Origin of the sequence: Stella humosa, assembly GCF_006738645.1 — a bacterium.
GTDB classification, from domain to species: Bacteria; Pseudomonadota; Alphaproteobacteria; order ATCC43930; family Allostellaceae; genus Allostella; species Allostella humosa.
Window position 1 is genome coordinate 3,773,470 of the sequence record NZ_AP019700.1, and the last position, 17,583, is coordinate 3,791,052.

The following is a 17,583-nucleotide window of genomic DNA, read 5'->3' on the forward strand; positions in this document are numbered from 1 at the left end:
ACCAAGCCCGGCCAGGGGGAAAATGCGGGGGGCGCGTCGCCCCCTCAGGTCGCCGGCTTGCGCCGCTGGTCGGCCGACACGAACAGCTCCAGCCCGATCACCCGGTCGAGCAGCAGGATGATGATGATGGTGAAGCCGATCAGGATGGCCGAGATGGCGGCGATGACGGGGCTGCCGCTGTCCTGGATGGTCGAGAAGATCTTCACCGGCAGGGTCGACAGGTCGGGGCCGACGAGGAACAGGCTGACCGTCACCTCGTCGAACGAGATGATGAAGGTGAAGAGGAGTGCGGTCACCAGCCCCGGCCGCAGCAGCGGCAGCGTCACCTTGCGGAAGGTGTAGAAGGGCGGCGCGCCCAGCGACATCGCCGCCTCCTCCACCGCCAGGTCGTGCTTGCGCATGGCGGCCACGATCGGGCGCCAGGCATAGGGGATGGTCAGAATGAAATGGGCCAGCAGCAGGCCCAGGAACTCGCCCGTCCAGCCGAACATGCCGACCAGCCCCAGCATGATCACGCCGAGTGCGGCATGCGGGAAGATCAGCGGCAGCAGGACCAGCGTCTCCAGCGTCGAGCCCAGGGGCAGGCGCCGGCGCGTTACCACCAGCGCGCCCAGGAAGGTGACCAACGTCGACAGAATGGCGGCCAGTGCCGCCAGCAGCGTGCTGAGGCCCAGGGTCGCCAGCCAGTCGGCGCTGCCGAAGAATTCCGCATACCAGCGCAGCGACAGCTCGCCCGGCGGAAAGCCGATATAGCCGGCCTTGGTGAAGGACGACAGGACGACGATCAGGATCGGCGCCGGCAGGAACAGCAGGACGGCGGCGACGACCAGGCGGTGGGCGGCGATCCAGCCGGTCATGCCGCACCCTTCAGGTTGCGCGACACCCGCCGCTCCAGCCATTGCAGCGGCAGCACCACCAGGAAGGCGGTGACGGTCAGGATGACGGCCAGGGTGGCCGCCTTGGGGAAGTCGAAGAGCTGGAACATTTCCTGGTAGATCTGGGTGCCCAGCATGCGGTCGCGCAGGCCGCCCAGCAGCAGGGGCGTGATGATGGCGCCGGTCGACATCAGATAGACCAGCATGACGCCCGAGATGACGCCCGGCAGCGACAGGGGCAGGACGACGCGCCAGAAGGTCTCCACCGGGCCGGCGCCGAGGCTCATGCTCGCCTCCTCCAGCGCGCGCTCGAGCTGGAGGAAGACCGCGAGGATGGCCAGGATCATGAACGGGCAGAAGACGTGGACCAGCCCGATGACCACGCCCGAGGTGTTGAACAGCAGCCGCAGCGGCGTGTCGATCACGCCGAGCCAGCCGAGGAAGCCGTTCAGCAGCCCGCGATTGCCGAGGATGACGATCCAGCCATAGGTGCGCACGACGACGCTAACCAGCCATGGCAGCAGGATCAGCACCAGCAGCCAGTCCTTGCGGCCCGGATAGCGGGCGATGAAATAGGCGACGGGGTAGCTGATGAAGAGGCTGACCACCGTCGTCAGCGCCGCCACCCACAGTGTGCGGAACAGGACGTCGATATAGTCCTGGCGCGCGAAGAACTGCCGGTAGAGGTCGAGCCCCGGCCCGTTCGGGCCGGAGAAGGACGACCATACCAGCTCGACCAGCCCGAACAGGAAGAGGGCCAGCACGCCCAGCAGCGGCAGCAGGAGCAACCCTGCCCATCGACCGAGACGCATCTAGACCGTGCCCCCCACCCGTCCCGAACCGTCCGCGATCAGCGCGACAGCAACTGCTCGACCTGCGCCACCCGCTCCTTGTGGGTCTGCGCGATCACGTCCCAGTCGGGCTGGTACAGGCGCCCCAACAGGGCCGGCAGCTTCATGCCGAAATTGGCCTCGTGCTCGGCCGAGATCGGGGTCGTGGTGTTGAGCGGGATGTAGCCCGACAGGTCCAGCATCTTGGCCTGCTGGGTCGTCTCCAGCGACGCCTTCAGGAAGGCCTTGTAGGCTTCCGGATGCTTGGCGCCTTTGGGCACCACCAGGATGTAGGGGATGGCGAGGCTGCCTTCCTTGGGCAGGATGAACTCGATGTTCTTCACGCCCGACTGCTTCAGGCCCCAGACTCGGGTGACGTAGTAGGGCGCGGCCGCCACCTCGCCACGGGTCAGCAGCGTGTTGAGGTGGGCCATCGAGTTGTAGACGTTGAGCGCATTGGCCCCCAGCGCCTTCAGCAGCGGCAGGCCCGGCTCGATGTTCTTCTCGTCGCCGCCATTGATCTTGGCGAAGATCACGAGGTCATAGGTCGAGGCATAGATCGGCCGCGTGACCGACAGCTTGCCCTTCCACTTCGGATTGGCCAGGTCGTTCCAGGACTGGAAATCCGACACCTTGGCCAGGTCGGTGTTCACGGCAATGCCGTAATACTGGAAGTAGGCCGGGATGCCGATGACGCGGCCGTCGGCCGCCTTCATCTTGTAGCTCTCCGGCACGTTCTTCAGGTCGGGGAACTCAGCCGGGTCGAACGTCTCCAGCAGGCCGTCGCGATGCAGGTTGGCAGCGTTGAAGTAGGTCGCGACCGCCATGTTGTACTGCGGATTGGCGCGCTGGGCGCGGATCTGCGGCTCCGGATCGGGCCACTCGTTGATCTTGACCGGGATGCCGGTCGCCTTGGTGAAGGGCTCGGCCACGCCCGCGCGCCAGGTGGCGCTGGTGCCGCCGCCCCAGGCGCCCATGACGATCTCGCCCTTGCCCTGGGCGGCCACGGGCCCGGCCGACAGCGCCAGGGCCAAGCCGGCCGCGGCGGTCACGAATGAACGTCGATGCATGGAAATCTCCCTATCCTGCAATCAGTGGGCGGAGGCGGGCAACAGCACCGCGTTCTCCGGGGTCCAGGTCAAGGACACGCGATGGCCGATGGCGAGCGGCGCGGTGCCCGGGCTGGCGGGGGCGGCCACCTGGAGGCGCGTCTGGCCGGCCTCGACGGTGTAGCGGTGGGCCGCCCCGGCATAGACGACCTCCAGCACGCGCGCGTCCATCTGCCAGGGGCTTGCGGCGTCAGCGAAACGGATGTTCTCGGGCCGGATCGACAGGCGGACGCCGGCACCGCTGGCCGTGCCCTCGGCCGGCGCCGGCACGTCGCGGCCGAGAGCAGGGATCGCCACGGTGGCAACCGGCCCGCTGGTCGCCGTGACCCGGCCGGTCAGCAGGTTGGTGTCGCCGACGAAGGTCGCGACGAACTCGGTCGCCGGGCGGTTGTAGACGCGGTCGGCGGTATCGAGCTGCTCCACCCGCCCGCCATTCATCACGGCGATGCGGTCGGACATGGTGATCGCTTCTTCCTGGTCGTGCGTGACGAAGATGAAGGTCGTGCCGGTGCGCTGCTGGATCTGCTTCAGCTCAAGCTGCAACTGCCGACGCAATTTCAGGTCGAGCGCGCCCAGCGGCTCGTCCAGCAGCATGACAGCCGGCCGGATGACCAGCGCGCGGGCCAGCGCCACGCGCTGCCGCTGGCCGCCGGACAGCTCGTGCACCCGCCGCTCGCCATAGCCGGACAGCTCTACCAGGGCCAGCGCCTCGTCGATCGAGCGGGCGATCTGGTCGGCCGGCTGGCGCCGCACGCGCAGGCCGAAGGCGATGTTCTCGCCCACCGTCAGGTGCGGGAACAGCGCCAGGTTCTGGAACACCAGGCCGATCGGCCGGCGATAGGGCGGGATGCCCTGGATGGGCTTGCCTTCGATCGCGATGGTGCCGGAGTCGGGATGCTCGAACCCGGCCACCATGCGCAGGATCGTCGTCTTGCCGCAGCCGGACGGCCCGAGCAGCGTCAGGAACTCTCCCCTGCGCACGGCGAGCGACACCCCATCCACCGCGCGGTGGCGGCCGAAGGTCTTCACCACCCCGTCTAGGGCCAAAAGCGTATCGAGTTGGGCCAAGGCAGTTCCTGAAACCGGCATCACGGAATTTCATTATGACGTGAATGTCGCTTCCGGCGCCAGACCGTTCCGCCAATTCGTCCGCAGCGCGAGAGGAAGCACGAGGAAGCCGTTGTCGCCCCGCGCCGGGCCGTGCCAGGGTTGCCGTCCACGCCCCTCCCCAATCATGAGCCCCGCCATGTTCGAGCCCGGAACCGAAGCCTATCTCGCCCGCATCGCCGAAGTCTGCGGCCCGCCGCAGCCGCCGCGCTCGATCGAGGAACGGCGCGATGCCTTCGACCGGCGCGGCCGGGTGTGGTGGCGGCCGGCGCCCGACACGCTGGACGTCCGCAACTGGCAGATCGGCATGGGCGGGCACGAGATCCCCGTCCGTCTTTATCGCCGCCGCGACGCGGTGAAACCGCCGGTCGTGCTCTACTTCCACGGCGGCGGCTTCGTGAACGGCTCGATCGACAGCCACGACGCGGTCACCTGGGGCCTGGCCGAAGAAACCGGCGCGCTGGTCGTCAGCGTGCAGTATCGCCGCCCGCCCGAGAGCCCCTACCCCGCCGCCACCGACGATTGCTGGTCGGCCTTCCAGTGGGTGCTGCGCAACGGCGACTGGCTGGATGCCGATGCCGGCCGCATCGCCGTGGCGGGCGACAGCGCCGGCGGCTGCCTGGCGGCCTCGCTGGCGATCCAGGCGCGCGACCGGCAGGCGCCGCCGCTGCGCCTCCAGGCCCTGCTCTATCCCTGCATCGACACCAATACCGACCGCAAGATCTACGAGGGCGCCAAGGACCCGTTCGTCAGCCGCCCCGGCATGCGCTTCTACTGGGAGCAGTACCTGCAGGGCCGGCTCGACACGACCGACCCTATCGCCGCCCCGCACCAAGCGCGCAACCTGGTCGGTCTCGCCCCCGCCTACGTCCAGACCGCCGAGCACGACCCGCTGGCCGAGGAAGGCGAGGAGTATGCCGCCCGGCTGGAGGCCGCCGGCGTGCCGGTGACACTGGACCGGGTGGCGGGCACCATCCACGGCCTGATGCGCGCGCGCTTCGCCAGCGAGGCGTGCAACGCGGCGTTTGCCCGCGTCTCGGCCGCGCTCCGCAGCGCGCTCACCTGAAGGGGAGCGGGACATGATCGCCAAGGGTCGTTTTGCCGAGAAGGTCGTCGTCGTCACCGGGGCCGCCAGCGGCATCGGCCTGGCGACCGCCGTCCGCTTCGCCGAGGAGGGTGCGCGCGGTGTGATCGCCGTCGACATCGACGGCGAGCGGCTGACGCGGGTGATCGCCACCACCGGCCTCGCCAACCTGTTGCACCTCTGCGTCGACGTGGCCGCCGACGAATCGCCCGCCACCATCGTCGGCATGGCGAACGACCGCTTCGGCCGGCTCGACGTACTGGTGAACAATGCCGGCATCGGCGGCTCCCGCCCGATCGACGAGGTGACGGACGAGGCCATGGACCGCATGCTGTCGGTCAACCTGCGCAGCATCATGCGACTGACCCGGGCGGCCCTGCCGTTGCTGCCGCGGCCGGGCGGGCGGATCATCAACACGGGCTCGGTCTTCGGCCTGTCGGGCTTTCCCGGCAGTGCTGTCTATGGCGCGACCAAGGCCGCCGTCATGCAGCTAACCCGGCAGATGGCCTCCGACTATGCCGGCCAGGGCATCCTGGTGAACGGCGTGGCGCCGGGCTGCATCGACACCGGCATGACAGGAAGGCGCATCCGCGAGGACGCCTGGTACCAGAAGGCGATGATCGAGACGACGCCGATGGGCCGTGTCGGCCGGCCGGAGGAAATCGCCTCGGTGGTGGCCTTCCTGGCCTCGGACGACGCCTCCTTCATCGCCGGCGCCATCATCCCGGTCGATGGCGGCTGGAGCGGAAATCACTTCATGCCGCGATAGCCAAATCGCCAGTGCGCCCATAGCGCAGGAGGAGGATGCCGGAACCGAACCGCCGGCTCTCCTCCAGCGCCAGGGTCGATCGCATTCCATCCGGGAAGAGCCGCGTCCCGTGCCCAAGCACGGTCGGATAGACCATGAGGGTGTAGGCGTCGACGAGGTTATGCCGCGCCAGCGCATGCACCAGGGCGGCACTGCCATAGACCAGCAGGTCGCCGCCCTCCCCGGCCTTCAGCCCGCGTACCTGGCCGATGACGTCGCCCGCCAGGATGGTGGTGTTGTGCCAATCGGCCCGGCGCAGGCTGTTCGAGGCCACGAACTTGGGCAGGGCATTGATCCGGTCCGCGAAGCCCACCTCGTCGCGCACCCGCGGCCATACGGCGGCGAAGGCGCCGTATGTGACACGGCCGAGCAGCAAGGCCTCGCAGGCGAGCAGTTCCTCCAGCTTGAAGCGGTCGCCCTCGGCCCCGCGACGGAACGGCCCGGTCCAGTCGCCCAGGCCCGACCCTTCCATGCCGACCGGGTCCTGCACGACCCCGTCCAGCGAGACATACTGGGTGACGACGATCCTCCGCCCCATGCGATTTCCTTTCAGTGGGTCAGCGCCAGCGCAAAGCCGGCGGCAGCCGCCAGCGAGGCCGCCGTGCGCAGGTGGTTCCAGGCCGTCCAGCGGCCGCGATAGAGCCGCCAGGCTGCCGCCGGGTCCCCCGACCCCAGTCGTGCGAGGCGATCGTTGAGCGGCACGTTGCCGGCGATGGTCACCAGGACACAGCCCGCCAGATAGGCAAAGGCCGCTGCCAGGACCGTGGGCGACGGCCGGACGATCGCCGCCAGCAACGACAGCCCGACCGTGCCGAAGAAAGCCGCGAAGAACAGCGGGTTCAGCACCGTGACGTTGATCGCCTGCATGGCGGCCACCGCCTGGGCGGGCGGCAGGCGGTCAAGCGCGGCCATGACGAAGGCCGAGAAGGCGAAGAAGATGCCGCCGACCAGACCGCAGCCGACCGCGGCAGCCAGCAGCAAAGCGGTCGCCATTACCTCCCTGGTCATCGCCAGCCTCCGTCGCTGTCCGCCATGATCCCACACCATGGCTACCGATCGTTCCCACCACCTTGAAGAGCCAATCGCGGTCGAATATGGGGAGCCAATGGATTCCGGCCCGCTGCCGACGCACCCGCTCTTCGCGCTCGACCTGGCCGTGCCGGCCCAGGGGTCGCGCGCCCGCCTGCGCGAACTGCATCGCCAGCTTCGCGCCGCCATCGTCGCCGGCCGGCTGCAATCCGGCCTGCGCCTGCCATCCAGCCGGGCCTTCGCCGGCCACCTCGCGATCTCGCGCAACACGGCCCTGGCCGTCTACGACCTGCTGCTGAGCGAGGGCTTCCTGACCACGCGCCCCGGCGCCGGCACCTTCGTGGCCGGGCAGCCGCGCAGCGGCGTGCCGGTGGCACCGGCAAGCCCGCCCACCCGGCCCGATCCGCGCATCGCGCTGCGACCGTTCGAGAGCGACTGGGCCTGCCACGGCCCGGCGCCCCTGCCGATCGAGATCGACATGCGCGTCGGCATCCCCGACCGCAGCCTCTTCCCGTTCGACGCGTGGCGCCGGCTGTCGAACCGGGTGCTGCGCACCTTCTCGCGCGGCGGGCGGGCCGACCTCGACCCGGCCGGGCCGGCCGTCTTCCGCCGGGCGATCGCGGCCCATGTATCCTTTACCCGGGCGGTCGCCGCAGCACCCGAGGACGTGCTGGCGACGACCGGCGCGCAGCAGGCCTTCGACCTGATCGCCCGCATCCTGGTCCGACCCGGCGAAACCCTGGTGGCCGTGGAGGATCCGGGCTACCCGCCCGTGCGCGCGGCCTTCGCCGCCGCCGGTGCCAGGCTGCATCCGGTCCCGGTCGACGACGAGGGGATCGACGTGGCGCGGATACCGGCCGATGCCGCCATCGTCTGCGTGACGCCGTCCCACCAGTTCCCGACCGGGGTGGCCCTGTCGCTGCGTCGGCGGCACGCCCTGCTGGAGTTCGCCGCCCGCACCGGTGCCGTGGTGGTCGAGGACGACTATGATGGTGAGTTCCGCTTCGGCGGCCGCCCGCTCGATGCGCTCCAGACGCTCGATCGGCACCGAAGCGTCTTCTATGTCGGGACCTTCTCGAAGAGCCTGTTCCTGGCCCTGCGGCTGGGCTTCCTGGTGGCCCCGGCCTGGGCGCGGCCGGCCCTGCTGGCCGCCCGTAGCGCGGCCGACCGGCACGGGGCCACCCTGCCACAACTGGTGCTGGCCGATTTCATCGCCGAGGGCCACCTCGCCCGGCATGTCCGGCGCATGAGCCGCAGCTATGGCGAGCGCCGCCGGCTGCTGCTGGCGGCGCTGGCCCGCCATTGCGGGGGCCGGCTGCGGCCGATCGCATCGGAAGCGGGCCTGCACCTAGCTGCCCGACTGGCGCCGGGGCTCGATGCCCAGGCCGTGGTGGAGCGTGCGGCCGAGATGGGCGTCGCCATGGATCGGGTCGGCCGCTACGCCATCGGCCCGGTCGCGCAGGATGCCCTGGCCTTCGGCTTCAGCGGCTGCGCCGCCGATGCGATCGAGCCCGGCATCCAGCGGGTGGCCCGCGCCATCGCGCTGGCCGATGGGCGGTAGCGAGGGCTACTGCAGCCGTTCGAACAGCCCGGCCAGCAGGCGCGCGCGCGGCGCCAGCGACGAGACCAGCAGGTGTTCGCCATGGGTGTGGGCGCCATCGCCGCACACGCCCAGCCCGTCCAGGGTCGGGATGCCGAGCGCGCCGGTGAAGTTGCCGTCGCTGCCGCCGCCGAACTGGCCATGCTCCAGCGCGAAGCCCAGGCCCTCGGCCACCGCGCGGGCGGATTCGAAGAGGTCGAGCGTCCCGGCATGGGGCCGGAACAGCGGGCGGACCGAGCCGGCCTCGACCTCGACCCGGACGCCGTCCGCCTCGCCCGCCAGGGACGCCATGCGCTCGCGAACCAAGTCCATGTCGGCCTCGGTCGGTGCGACGCACAGGACCTCGGCATAGCATTCGATCGGGATCACGTTGACGAAGGTGCCGCCGCGCACGACGCCGACGCTGTAGGTCTGGCCACGGGTACGGTCCGACCAGCCCTCGATCTGCTCGATCAGGTTGGCCATGGCGCGCACCGCGCTCCGGCCCAGGCGATTGTTCTCCGACCCGGCATGGGCCGGCCGGCCATGCGTGCGCAGTTTGTATCGCAGGAAGGCATGCCGGCCGGTGACGACGCGGCCCGCCTCGCCCTTGGCCGGTTCCGGCACCAGGACGAAGGCGTGGCGCCGGGCCTCGTCCTCGATCAGGCGTCGGGTCGACGGGCTGCCGACCTCCTCGTCGGGAATGAACATGAAGGTGACCGGCAGTTCCGGCCCGCCGCTGCGCTCCACCACCCGGCGCATGGCGTGGCAGGCCAGGTACATGCCGCCCTTCATGTCGTAGGTGCCGGGGCCGAAGAAGCGGTCGCCGTCGCGCCGCATCGGCATCGGCCCGTCCAGCGTGCCCACCAGGTGGACGGTGTCGAGATGGCCCAGCACCAGGATGCCGGGGCCGTCCTTGCGGCCCGGGATGGTGGCGCGGACGACGTCGCCATAGCCGTCGGTGCCGGGAATGCGCTCGATGGCGGCACCTGCCGCGGCCATGGCCTGCTCGGCCAGGTCCATCATCCGGTTGACGCCCGCTGGATGTACGGTCGGGCTCTCGACCCCGATCCACTCGCGGATGCCGGCCAGGATATCCTCGCCGTCGAAGCCGTCGTCGTTGTGCATGTCCATCGGGTTCTCAAGCTGTCTGGGCGGCCGGCTCGCGATAGGGTAGACGGCCGACGACCGTGCGGGACTGGGGGAAGCGACGTTCACCCTCGGGGTCGCCGATCGGGGTGCGCCGCAAGGTGCGGCGATGGCTGGTGTCGAAGGGCTCGCGCGCGTGCTGGAGGATGATGTTGTCCCACAGCAGCATGTCGCCGGGCTGCCAGCGGTGGCGGTAGCCGAAGCGGGGATCGGCGATCCAGCCGCGAAGCTCGGCGATCAGCGCCTCTCCTTCGGCGATCGGCAACTCGTTGATCCGGACAGTGGTGTGCTCGCTGAGGAAGACCGCCTTGGTACCGGTATCCGGATCGGTCCACACCAGGGGATGCACCGCACGGGCCGCACTCTCGGGCGTGCCCTCCTCGACCGAGCGCTTGTTGTAGTCCCCGTCATAGTCGAAGAGCTGGTAGGAACTGAGCCCCTCCAGCCGACGACGCAGCCCGTCCGGCAGTGCCGCATGGACGGCCGCGCAGTTGGAGAACAGGGTATCGCCGCCCGCGGGCGGTATCTCGATGCCATAGAGGCCGATCGCCTTCAGCGGGTGGACGAAGAAGGTGTTGTCGGAGTGGAAATGCAGCTCGCCCTGCCCCAGCACGCCATCGGCGCGGGAGTTCGACACATAGGCGGTCTTGGCCTTCTGCATCGCCGGACTGCGGCGCGAGATCGGCCCGAACACCTCCGCGAACCGAAGCTGCTCGTCCTCGCCCATCTGCTGGCCGCGCAGCAGCAGCAGATGGTGACGGCGATAGAGGTCCAGCAGTTCCGCCGCGGTGGCCTCGGAGAACGGCTGCGACAGGTCCAGGCCAAAGATCTCCACGCCAAGGGCGGGGGCAAGGGGTCGGGTGCTGAGTGTCATTGCAGCTCTCCGGCTTTAGGCACGGGTCAGGCCGCGAAGCCGAGCGCGTCGCGGAACTTGTACCAGGCGATGGCCCCGGCCACGCCCGGGCCGCGGAAGGCGTGGAACGGCACGGTCGCCAGCGGCGTATCGGGGAAATCGAGCGCCGGGTCGCTGCCGCCGGCCAGCTTGTCGGCCATCACGGCGCCCATGGTGCTGGCGAGCGCGATGCCGCGGCCGTTGTAGCCGACCACCGTCCACAGGCCGGGCGCCGGACGGTGGATGCGCGGCATCTCGTCCAGGGTCATGTCGATGCGCCCGCACCAGGCATGCTTCCAGGTGATCTTGCCCAGCATCGGGAAGCGCCGCTCGGCCGCCCGCGCGATGGCCGCCAGCGTGGACGGGCTGGGCGTGTCGCCCAGCGGGCCACGCCCGCCCATGACAAGGCGCCCGGTAGCATCGACCCGGAAATAGTTCGACAGCTTGCGGGTGTCCGAGACGACCGCCCGGCACGGCAGGATCGATGCCCGCAGGTTGCTCGACAAGGGGTCGGTCGCCATCTGCGCGCTCTGCACGCCGATGAAGGTCTGGGCCAGGCCGGGCCACAGCCGGTCGGTATAGGCGCCCGTCGCCAGGAGCACCTGGCCGGCCGTCACGCTGCCGCGCCCTGCCGTGACCCGCCACTTGCCATCCTGCGGCTTCAGGCCGGTGACGGGGCTGCGGGCGAAGATCGTCGCCCCCTGCGCCACGGCCGCGCGGGCCAGACCGCGGACATAGGACAGCGGCTGGATCGCGCCGGCGCGCCGGTCGTGCAGGCCGCCGACATACTGGTCGGTGCCCAGCATGCGCTCGGTCCCGGCCCGGTCGACCAGCACGGCGTCGATGCCGCGGGCGGCCATCTCCTTGTGGGTCTTCTCCAGGTAGGCCATGGCCATCGGCGAATGGGCGCCGCGGAACCAGCCGTTGCGCTCCAGCCCGCAATCGATGCCGTGGCGGGCGATCAGGTCGTACACGCGGGCGGCCGCACCGTCGCCCAACGCCACCATCCGCTCGGCCCGCTCGGCCCCGAAGCGCTGGGCCAGTTCCTCGCGGCTCCGCTTCAGGCCGGGAATGACCTGGCCGCCATTCAGCCCCGATGCGCCCTCGCCGATCTCGCGCGCCTCGACCACGACCGCGCGCACGCCGCGCTCGGCCAGGTGGAGGGCGGTCGACAGGCCCGTGAAGCCGCCGCCGACGATGGCGACGTCGGCAGTCACCGCGTCTTCGAGCGCCGGCAGCTCCGGACCGGGAGTGGCCGTGGCTGACCACAGCGACCCCCGCCCGAGCAGGGCTGCACCATCCATGCTGTCCGCTCCCTACTCGGCTGCCTCTGCCCGGCGATAGCGTCGCGCAGCCTCGACACCCAAGAGGCCATCGGCCACGTCGCGCTCGACATCGCGGGGGTCCCGCATTTCGGGATGGCCGTAGCCGCCACCGCCCCCCAGCAGCACCTCGACGATGTCGCCCTTGCGCACCGGGTTGGCCGATTTGGAGCGCAGTTTGATCGTCTCGTCGCCGCGCAGGATTCGGGCATGGCCCAGCATGCCGGGCGAACCACCTGCCAGGCCGGCCGCCGGGTGGCTGAAATGGTCCGCATACATCGAGAAGGTGACGCCATCCTTCAGGATCTCGTACCGGCGGAAGAAGCCGGCCCCGCCGCGATGGGCGCCATGGCCGAACGAATCCGTCGCCAGCTCGTAGCTGTGGATGCGGAAGAAGTCGTAGCCGGAATCCAGCGCCTCGACCGGCGTGTTGGCGCAGTTGGAAAGGCCGTTGTCGACGCCATCGCAGCCGTCGACCGCGCGCGAGCCGCCATAGCCGCCACCCATCGGCTCCAGATGCACGGCATAGCCGTTCTCGCCCATGTGGGCGAGGCAGGTGACCGTCGTGGTGTTGAATCCCAGTGCCGGCACCAGTTCCGGGACCGCCTGGGACAGCGCCATCATCACCGCGTCATAGGCGCGATAGGCCGACAGCATGCGCGCGCGCACCGGCGCCGGCGGCTTGGGATTGACGATGCTGCCATAGGGTGCCGTGACCGAGATCGGCCGCTTCAGTCCCTCGTTGAACGGGATGTCGGGGCTGGTCAGGACCGACTTCACCGCCGACAGGGCGGCCGAGATGGTCGACGAGAACGGGCAGTTGATGTTGCGGCCGACCTGGGGTGCGCTGCCCTCGAAATCGATCGACACGCTCTCGCCCGAAATGGTCAGGCGGCAGCGGATCGGGATCGCCTCGAAGCCGATGCCGTCATCGTCGAGCACCGCTTCACCCGTATAGGTGCCGTCCGGCACCTTGGCGATGGCCGCGCGCACGCGGCGCTCGGAATAGTCGAGCAGCTCGCGCATCGTCTCCTTGAAGGCCGCGACGCCGTACTTCTCGCAAAGCTGGCGGACGCGCGCGGCACCCATGGCATTGGCCGCGAACTGGGCGTTGAAGTCGCCGATCGTCTGGTCGGGGACGCGGATGTTGTGGGCCACCAGCCGTTCCAGCCGGCCGCCGTTCCAATCCTTGTCCATGTTCCAGCAGGAGGGCGGGATGCGCAGCCCCTCGGCGATGACATCGGTCGCCTCGGCCGTCAGGCCCGCACTGCCGCCGCCGACATCGAGGTGATGGGCGACGCTGGCGCTGAAGCCAACGACCTCGCCCTCCACGAAGATCGGCGTGAAGATGAAGACGTCCTGCAGGTGCTGGCCACCGGCATAGGGGTCGTTGTTGATGAAGAAGTCGCCCTCGGACAGCGTGTCCGCGGGGTGCAGCTCCAGGCATGGCTTGATGGTGGCGCCGATGGGGCCAAGCTGCATCGGGATCAGCTCGGCCTGGGCCACGACATTGCCGTCGCGGTCGAGCAGGGCGGCCGAGCCGTCGCGCGCCTCGCGCAGGATGGTGGAATAGGCCGAACGGATGAGCTTCACGCCCATCTCGCGGGCGGCCGCCTGGAGGCTCTGGCTGATGACGGCGTAGTCGATCGGATCGAGTTTCATGGCTCAGCCCTTTCGCATGACGATGTTGTCGGCGGCGTCGCGCTCGGCCGACCATCCGCTCGGCAGATAGGTGGTGGCGGTGGCACCGGACAGGATCAGCGGCCCCGCGACCGCCTCGCCCACCACCATGCGCCCGGCCGGCAGGTGCCGGCAGGAAATCCAGGCGCCGTTCTCGTAGAGATCATGCGCCGATTCCGCCGTGCCGTCGTCGGCCGGCATGGTCAGCGGCTGGCGAGCGGCGACCGGCACCGAGGCGCCGACCCGGAAGGAGACGATCTCGACCTTCTGGTTGGCGCCCAGCCCGTGGAAGAAGACGCGGTAGTGCGCCTCCTCGAACGACTTCAGCAGCGACTGCTGGGTGATCGCCCCCAGCCCCGCCTCGTCGAAATCGACCGAGATCTCGAAGGCCTGGCCGACGAAGCGCATCTCGGCGGTGAAGGTGAAGTCGAGATCGCCCGCGAAGCCCATCTCGCGGAAATTGTCGGCCAGTTCCTTCTGCAGGCCGCGGAACACGGCGACGCCGTCGGTGGCGCCGCGCTCCAGCCGCATCAGGGCCGTGCGGGTGGCGTACTTGGTGAAGTCCGACGCGATCAGGCCATAGGCCGAGATGACGCCCGGATTGGGCGGCACGACGATGGTGCGCACGCCCAACTGGTCGGCGATCGAGGCCGCGTGCAGCGGCCCGCCGCCGCCGAACGGCAGCAGGGCATAGTCGCGCGGGTCGCGCCCGCGCTCGGTCGAGACGAGCTGGATGGCGCGCACGATGTTGGCATTGACCAGCTTGATGGCGCTTTCGGCCATGCCCTCGATCGACAGGCCGAAGCGTTCGGCCAGCGGCGCGAAGGCCTTGCGCGCCAGTTCGGTGTCGATCGTCATGCGCCCGCCGAGGAACGCCTCCGGCCGGACCGCGCCGACGATGAGCTGGGCATCGGTGATGGTGGGCTCGGTGCCGCCGCGCATGTAGCAGGCAGGCCCGGGATCGGCGCCGGCACTGCGCGGGCCGACCCGCAGCATGCCGCCATCGTCGACCCAGACGATCGAGCCGCCGCCACCGCCGACGGTGACGATGTCCAGCACCGGCGTCTGGATCGGCAGGCCGTCGATCTCGGTCTCGTTGGCGAGTGCGGCCTTGCCCGCATCGGCCAGGCACACATCGGTCGAGGTGCCGCCCATGTCGAAGGTGATGACGTCGGCGAAGCCAGAGCGCATCGACTGGCGCACCGCGCCGACGACGCCGGCGGCCGGACCCGAGAAGAGCGCCGTGATGGCGCTCTTGCGCATGGCCGATGCCGGCAGGCGACCGCCGTTCGACTGCATGACGCTGAAACGGCCGGCAAAGCCGTCGCCCGCCAGCCGCTGCTCGAAGCCGCCGAGATAGCGGTCTATCACCGGCTGCACGAAGGCCGACAGCGTCGTCGTCGAAGCGCGCTCGAACTCGCGGAAGACCCGGCTGACGTCGTGCGAGCAGGTGACGAGGATGCCAGGCAGGGCTGCCTCGACGATCTCGGAGATGCGGCGCTCATGCTCGGGATTGGCATAGGCGTTGAGCAGGCACACGGCGATGGCGCCGTACTTGCCGTCGACCAGCTTCGGCAGCACGTCGCGGCGGAAGGCCGCCTCGTCGAACCCGGTCACGACCGAGCCGTCGCCCTTCACCCGCTCGACCACCTCGAAGGTGTCGCGGCGCGCCACCACCGGCACCGGCTTGCGGTATTCCAGGTCGTAGATCTGCCGCCGGTCGTGGCGCTGGAGCTGGAGGATGTCGCGGAAGCCCGCGGTGACGACGAAGGCCAGCCGCGCGCCCTTGCGCTCCAGCACCGCGTTCGTGGCCACGGTCGACCCGTGGGCCAGGTCCTCGATGCCGGTGAAGTCGAGCCCCGCGGCCTTCAGCGCGTTGTGCGCGCCGATGTCCGGGCTCCTGGGGGTGCTGGGCACCTTGGTGATGATGATCCGGTCGCCGTCGAACGCCACCAGATCGGTGAAGGTGCCGCCGACTTCTACGCCAACTCGCATCGCTGCAGTGCCTCTCACGATCGTCAGTTCATGAAGCTGGGAAGATAAAGGGCGATCATCGGGAACGAGATCAGCAGGGCCAGCGTCACCAGGTCGGTGGCGATGAACCAGAACGCGCCGCGAAAGATCGTCGTCAGCGAGACCGCGTTCCCGAGGGTACTTTTTATGACGAAGACGTTGAGCCCGACCGGCGGCGTCACCAGCCCGATCTCCAACAGCTTCACCACGATGATCCCGAACCAGATGAGGTCGATGCCCACCTGCTGGAGGATCGGGATCATGATGGGCGCGGTCAGCAGCATGATGCCGATGGAATCGATGAAGCAGCCCAGCAGCAGGTAGACTGCGCAGATGATGAGCACGACCAGCAGCGGCGAAGCTTCCGCGCCGACCAGCAGTCCGGTCAGCGAGCCGGGCACCCCCGTCAGGCCAAGGAAGCGGGCATAGAGCCCGGCGCCGACGGCGATGATGAACAGCGAGGCGGTCCCCTCGGCGGCCAGGCGCACGGCATCGCCCAGGGCCTTGGTGCGGAGCTGCCGGCGCAGCATGGCGATCAAGACCGCCAGGGCGGCGCCAATGGCGCCAGCTTCCGTCGGCGTGCACCAGCCGGAATAGATGCCGCCCAGCACGCCCACGATCAGCACCGGCAGCGGCCAGGCATCGCGCACGGCCGAGACGCGCTCTGCCATGGTCGGCCGATGCTCCATGTCGGGGGCGAGCGAGGGCTTCAGCTTCACCCGCACGACGATCATCAGCGAGAACATCAGCGCGGACAGCAGGCCGGGGAGGATGCCGGCCACGAACAGCTTGCTGACGGAGACACCGGCGAAGACGGCGTACACCACCATGAGGATGCTGGGCGGGATCAGCGACCCCAGCGTGCCGGCCGAAGCGACGCAGCCAGCCGCCAGGCCAGGGTCATAGCGATGGCGAAGCATTTCCGGCACGGCGATGCGGCTCATGCCGGCAGCGGTCGCCACCGACGATCCGGATGCGGCGGCGAAGAGCGTACAGGCGGCCACCGAGGAGACCGCGAGCCCGCCGGGCATCCCCGCCAGGAAGACGCGGGCCGCTCGAAAGAGGTTGGTCGTCAACCCGGTTTCCGTGCAGATGTATCCCATCAGCATGAACATCGGCACGGCCGACAGCGACCAGTCGCCGATCAGTTCAAAAGGCACGGTGGTGAGCAGCGAGAAAGCGACCCGCATATTGGCGATGATCGCCAGGCCGACGAAGGCGATCAACGAGAGCGCCACGCCGATCGGCACCCGCAACAGCAGCAGCACAATCAGCATCGGCATGCTGAGATAACCGATCGTCAAGCTGCTCATGCGCCGTGGCTCCCCCGTCAACCCAGGTCTGGCAGCGGCGATGCGGTCGGCCGGGACACGGTTCCGGCAGCAAAACCGTGACCGCACGGCCCTTTTTCACTATAGGAATTGGGGTGAAGAAATGTCACGAAAATTTCAGCGCCGAATGGCGCTGTAGCGACCAGGGGAGCGACAACGACCCATGGCACGGCAAAACTCTTCCCAGGCTGCAGCGGAACTGGAACCGCCGGCCGACCTCCAGGGCTGGAACGGGCGCCAGTTGCACGAACTGCGCCGCGCCCGCGGCCTCACGCTGAAGGAATTGTCGATCGCGAGCGGCCTGTCGATCGGCCTGCTGAGCCAACTGGAGCGCGGCATCTCGGCGCCGACCATCCGGTCGCTGCAGGCCGTGTCGGACGCCCTGAAGATCCCTCCAAGCTGGTTCTTCCAGCCGCGCGAGGGCGCCGATCCAGGCGAGCAGAGCATCATCGTGCGCCGCGGCCGCGGCCGGATGATGGCATTCTCCAGCGACTTCCGGAAGGAACTGGTGACGCCGGACCTGTCCGGCGCGCTCGAGGGCCTGCTCGTCACGATCGAGCCTGGCGGATCGTCCGGCCAGCAGCCCTATCACCATCCCGGCGAGGAGATGGGCTACGTCCTCTCGGGCGAGATGGAACTGTGGGTCGAGGAAGAGCGCTTCCACCTGCGCACCGGCGACAGCTTCCGGTTCCGCAGCGAGCGCCCGCACCGCTTCGCCAATCCGGGCAGCAAGCCGGCCCAGGTGCTGTGGGTGGTCACCCCACCCTTCTACTGA

The 17,583-nt window shown here is 69.4% G+C and carries 16 protein-coding genes; 4 read left to right on the top strand and 12 right to left on the bottom strand.

The genetic code is table 11. The features are described 5' to 3' along the window. Nucleotides 1-44: 44 nt before the first annotated feature. The 4 genes from STVA_RS17695 to STVA_RS17710 all read right to left on the bottom strand — a co-directional run bounded on the left by STVA_RS17695 (nt 45) and on the right by STVA_RS17710 (nt 3,882). Nucleotides 45-857, bottom strand: a complete 813-nt coding sequence (locus STVA_RS17695) for an ABC transporter permease (RefSeq protein ID WP_197735663.1) — start codon at nt 855-857, stop codon at nt 45-47. After that, a complete protein-coding gene (locus STVA_RS17700; RefSeq protein WP_245978484.1) occupies nt 854-1,663 on the bottom strand; it encodes an ABC transporter permease in 810 nt (269 codons plus the stop codon). The genes STVA_RS17695 and STVA_RS17700 overlap by 4 nt, the downstream gene beginning before the upstream one ends. A gap of 62 nt (nt 1,664-1,725) precedes the next feature. Beyond that, entirely contained in the window at nt 1,726-2,775 is a 1,050-nt protein-coding gene (locus STVA_RS17705) for an extracellular solute-binding protein (RefSeq protein ID WP_197735664.1), read from the bottom strand. Between the two features lie 21 nt (nt 2,776-2,796). Beyond that, nucleotides 2,797-3,882, bottom strand: coding sequence for an ABC transporter ATP-binding protein (locus STVA_RS17710; protein WP_245978482.1), 1,086 nt, complete (start codon nt 3,880-3,882; stop codon nt 2,797-2,799). A gap of 178 nt (nt 3,883-4,060) precedes the next feature. On the opposite strand from STVA_RS17710, the gene STVA_RS17715 reads away from it, so the two are divergent. Together STVA_RS17715 and STVA_RS17720 are read left to right on the top strand one after the other, a co-directional pair. Next, nucleotides 4,061-4,987, top strand: coding sequence for an alpha/beta hydrolase (locus STVA_RS17715; RefSeq protein ID WP_170216644.1), 927 nt, complete (start codon nt 4,061-4,063; stop codon nt 4,985-4,987). A 13-nt stretch (nt 4,988-5,000) separates the two neighbouring features. Then, nucleotides 5,001-5,774, top strand: a complete 774-nt coding sequence (locus tag STVA_RS17720) for an SDR family NAD(P)-dependent oxidoreductase (protein WP_123693631.1) — start codon at nt 5,001-5,003, stop codon at nt 5,772-5,774. Here STVA_RS17720 and STVA_RS17725 read toward each other — a convergent pair. Together STVA_RS17725 and STVA_RS17730 are read right to left on the bottom strand one after the other, a co-directional pair. Next, entirely contained in the window at nt 5,761-6,351 is a 591-nt protein-coding gene (locus STVA_RS17725; protein WP_123693629.1) for a dihydrofolate reductase family protein, read from the bottom strand. The two genes, STVA_RS17720 and STVA_RS17725, sit on opposite strands and share 14 nt — an antisense overlap. 11 nt (nt 6,352-6,362) lie before the next feature. Next, the gene (locus STVA_RS17730) at nt 6,363-6,821 is read right to left on the bottom strand and encodes an anthrone oxygenase family protein (protein ID WP_197735665.1); all 459 of its coding nucleotides are present in this window, start codon (nt 6,819-6,821) and stop codon (nt 6,363-6,365) included. A gap of 97 nt (nt 6,822-6,918) precedes the next feature. Here STVA_RS17730 and pdxR point away from each other — a divergent pair, with 97 nt between their 5' ends. Continuing rightward, on the top strand, nt 6,919-8,403 hold the full coding sequence (gene pdxR / locus STVA_RS17735; protein ID WP_123693625.1) for a MocR-like pyridoxine biosynthesis transcription factor PdxR: 1,485 nt from the start codon (nt 6,919-6,921) through the stop codon (nt 8,401-8,403). Nucleotides 8,404-8,409: 6 nt separating this feature from the next. Here pdxR and STVA_RS17740 read toward each other — a convergent pair whose 3' ends face one another. The 6 genes from STVA_RS17740 to STVA_RS17765 are packed head-to-tail and all read right to left on the bottom strand — an operon-like array spanning nt 8,410 to nt 16,790. Beyond that, the gene (locus STVA_RS17740) at nt 8,410-9,555 is read right to left on the bottom strand and encodes a M20/M25/M40 family metallo-hydrolase (RefSeq protein ID WP_197735666.1); all 1,146 of its coding nucleotides are present in this window, start codon (nt 9,553-9,555) and stop codon (nt 8,410-8,412) included. Between the two features lie 7 nt (nt 9,556-9,562). Continuing rightward, complete coding sequence (locus tag STVA_RS17745) at nt 9,563-10,444, bottom strand: TauD/TfdA dioxygenase family protein (RefSeq protein ID WP_123693623.1); 882 nt, start codon at nt 10,442-10,444, stop codon at nt 9,563-9,565. 26 nt (nt 10,445-10,470) lie between these two features. Further along, nucleotides 10,471-11,766 (bottom strand): NAD(P)/FAD-dependent oxidoreductase, encoded by a 1,296-nt coding sequence (locus STVA_RS17750; RefSeq protein ID WP_123693621.1) that lies wholly within the window; start codon nt 11,764-11,766, stop codon nt 10,471-10,473. A 12-nt stretch (nt 11,767-11,778) separates the two neighbouring features. Further along, nucleotides 11,779-13,446 (bottom strand): hydantoinase B/oxoprolinase family protein, encoded by a 1,668-nt coding sequence (locus STVA_RS17755; protein ID WP_123693619.1) that lies wholly within the window; start codon nt 13,444-13,446, stop codon nt 11,779-11,781. A gap of 3 nt (nt 13,447-13,449) precedes the next feature. Beyond that, nucleotides 13,450-15,459: a hydantoinase/oxoprolinase family protein gene (locus STVA_RS17760; protein ID WP_123693617.1), complete on the bottom strand. Its 2,010-nt coding sequence runs from the start codon at nt 15,457-15,459 to the stop codon at nt 13,450-13,452. Between the two features lie 23 nt (nt 15,460-15,482). Then, on the bottom strand, nt 15,483-16,790 hold the full coding sequence (locus STVA_RS17765) for a TRAP transporter large permease (RefSeq protein ID WP_123693615.1): 1,308 nt from the start codon (nt 16,788-16,790) through the stop codon (nt 15,483-15,485). A gap of 181 nt (nt 16,791-16,971) precedes the next feature. On the opposite strand from STVA_RS17765, the gene STVA_RS17770 reads away from it, so the two are divergent. Then, nucleotides 16,972-17,583, top strand: a complete 612-nt coding sequence (locus STVA_RS17770; protein ID WP_123693613.1) for a helix-turn-helix domain-containing protein — start codon at nt 16,972-16,974, stop codon at nt 17,581-17,583.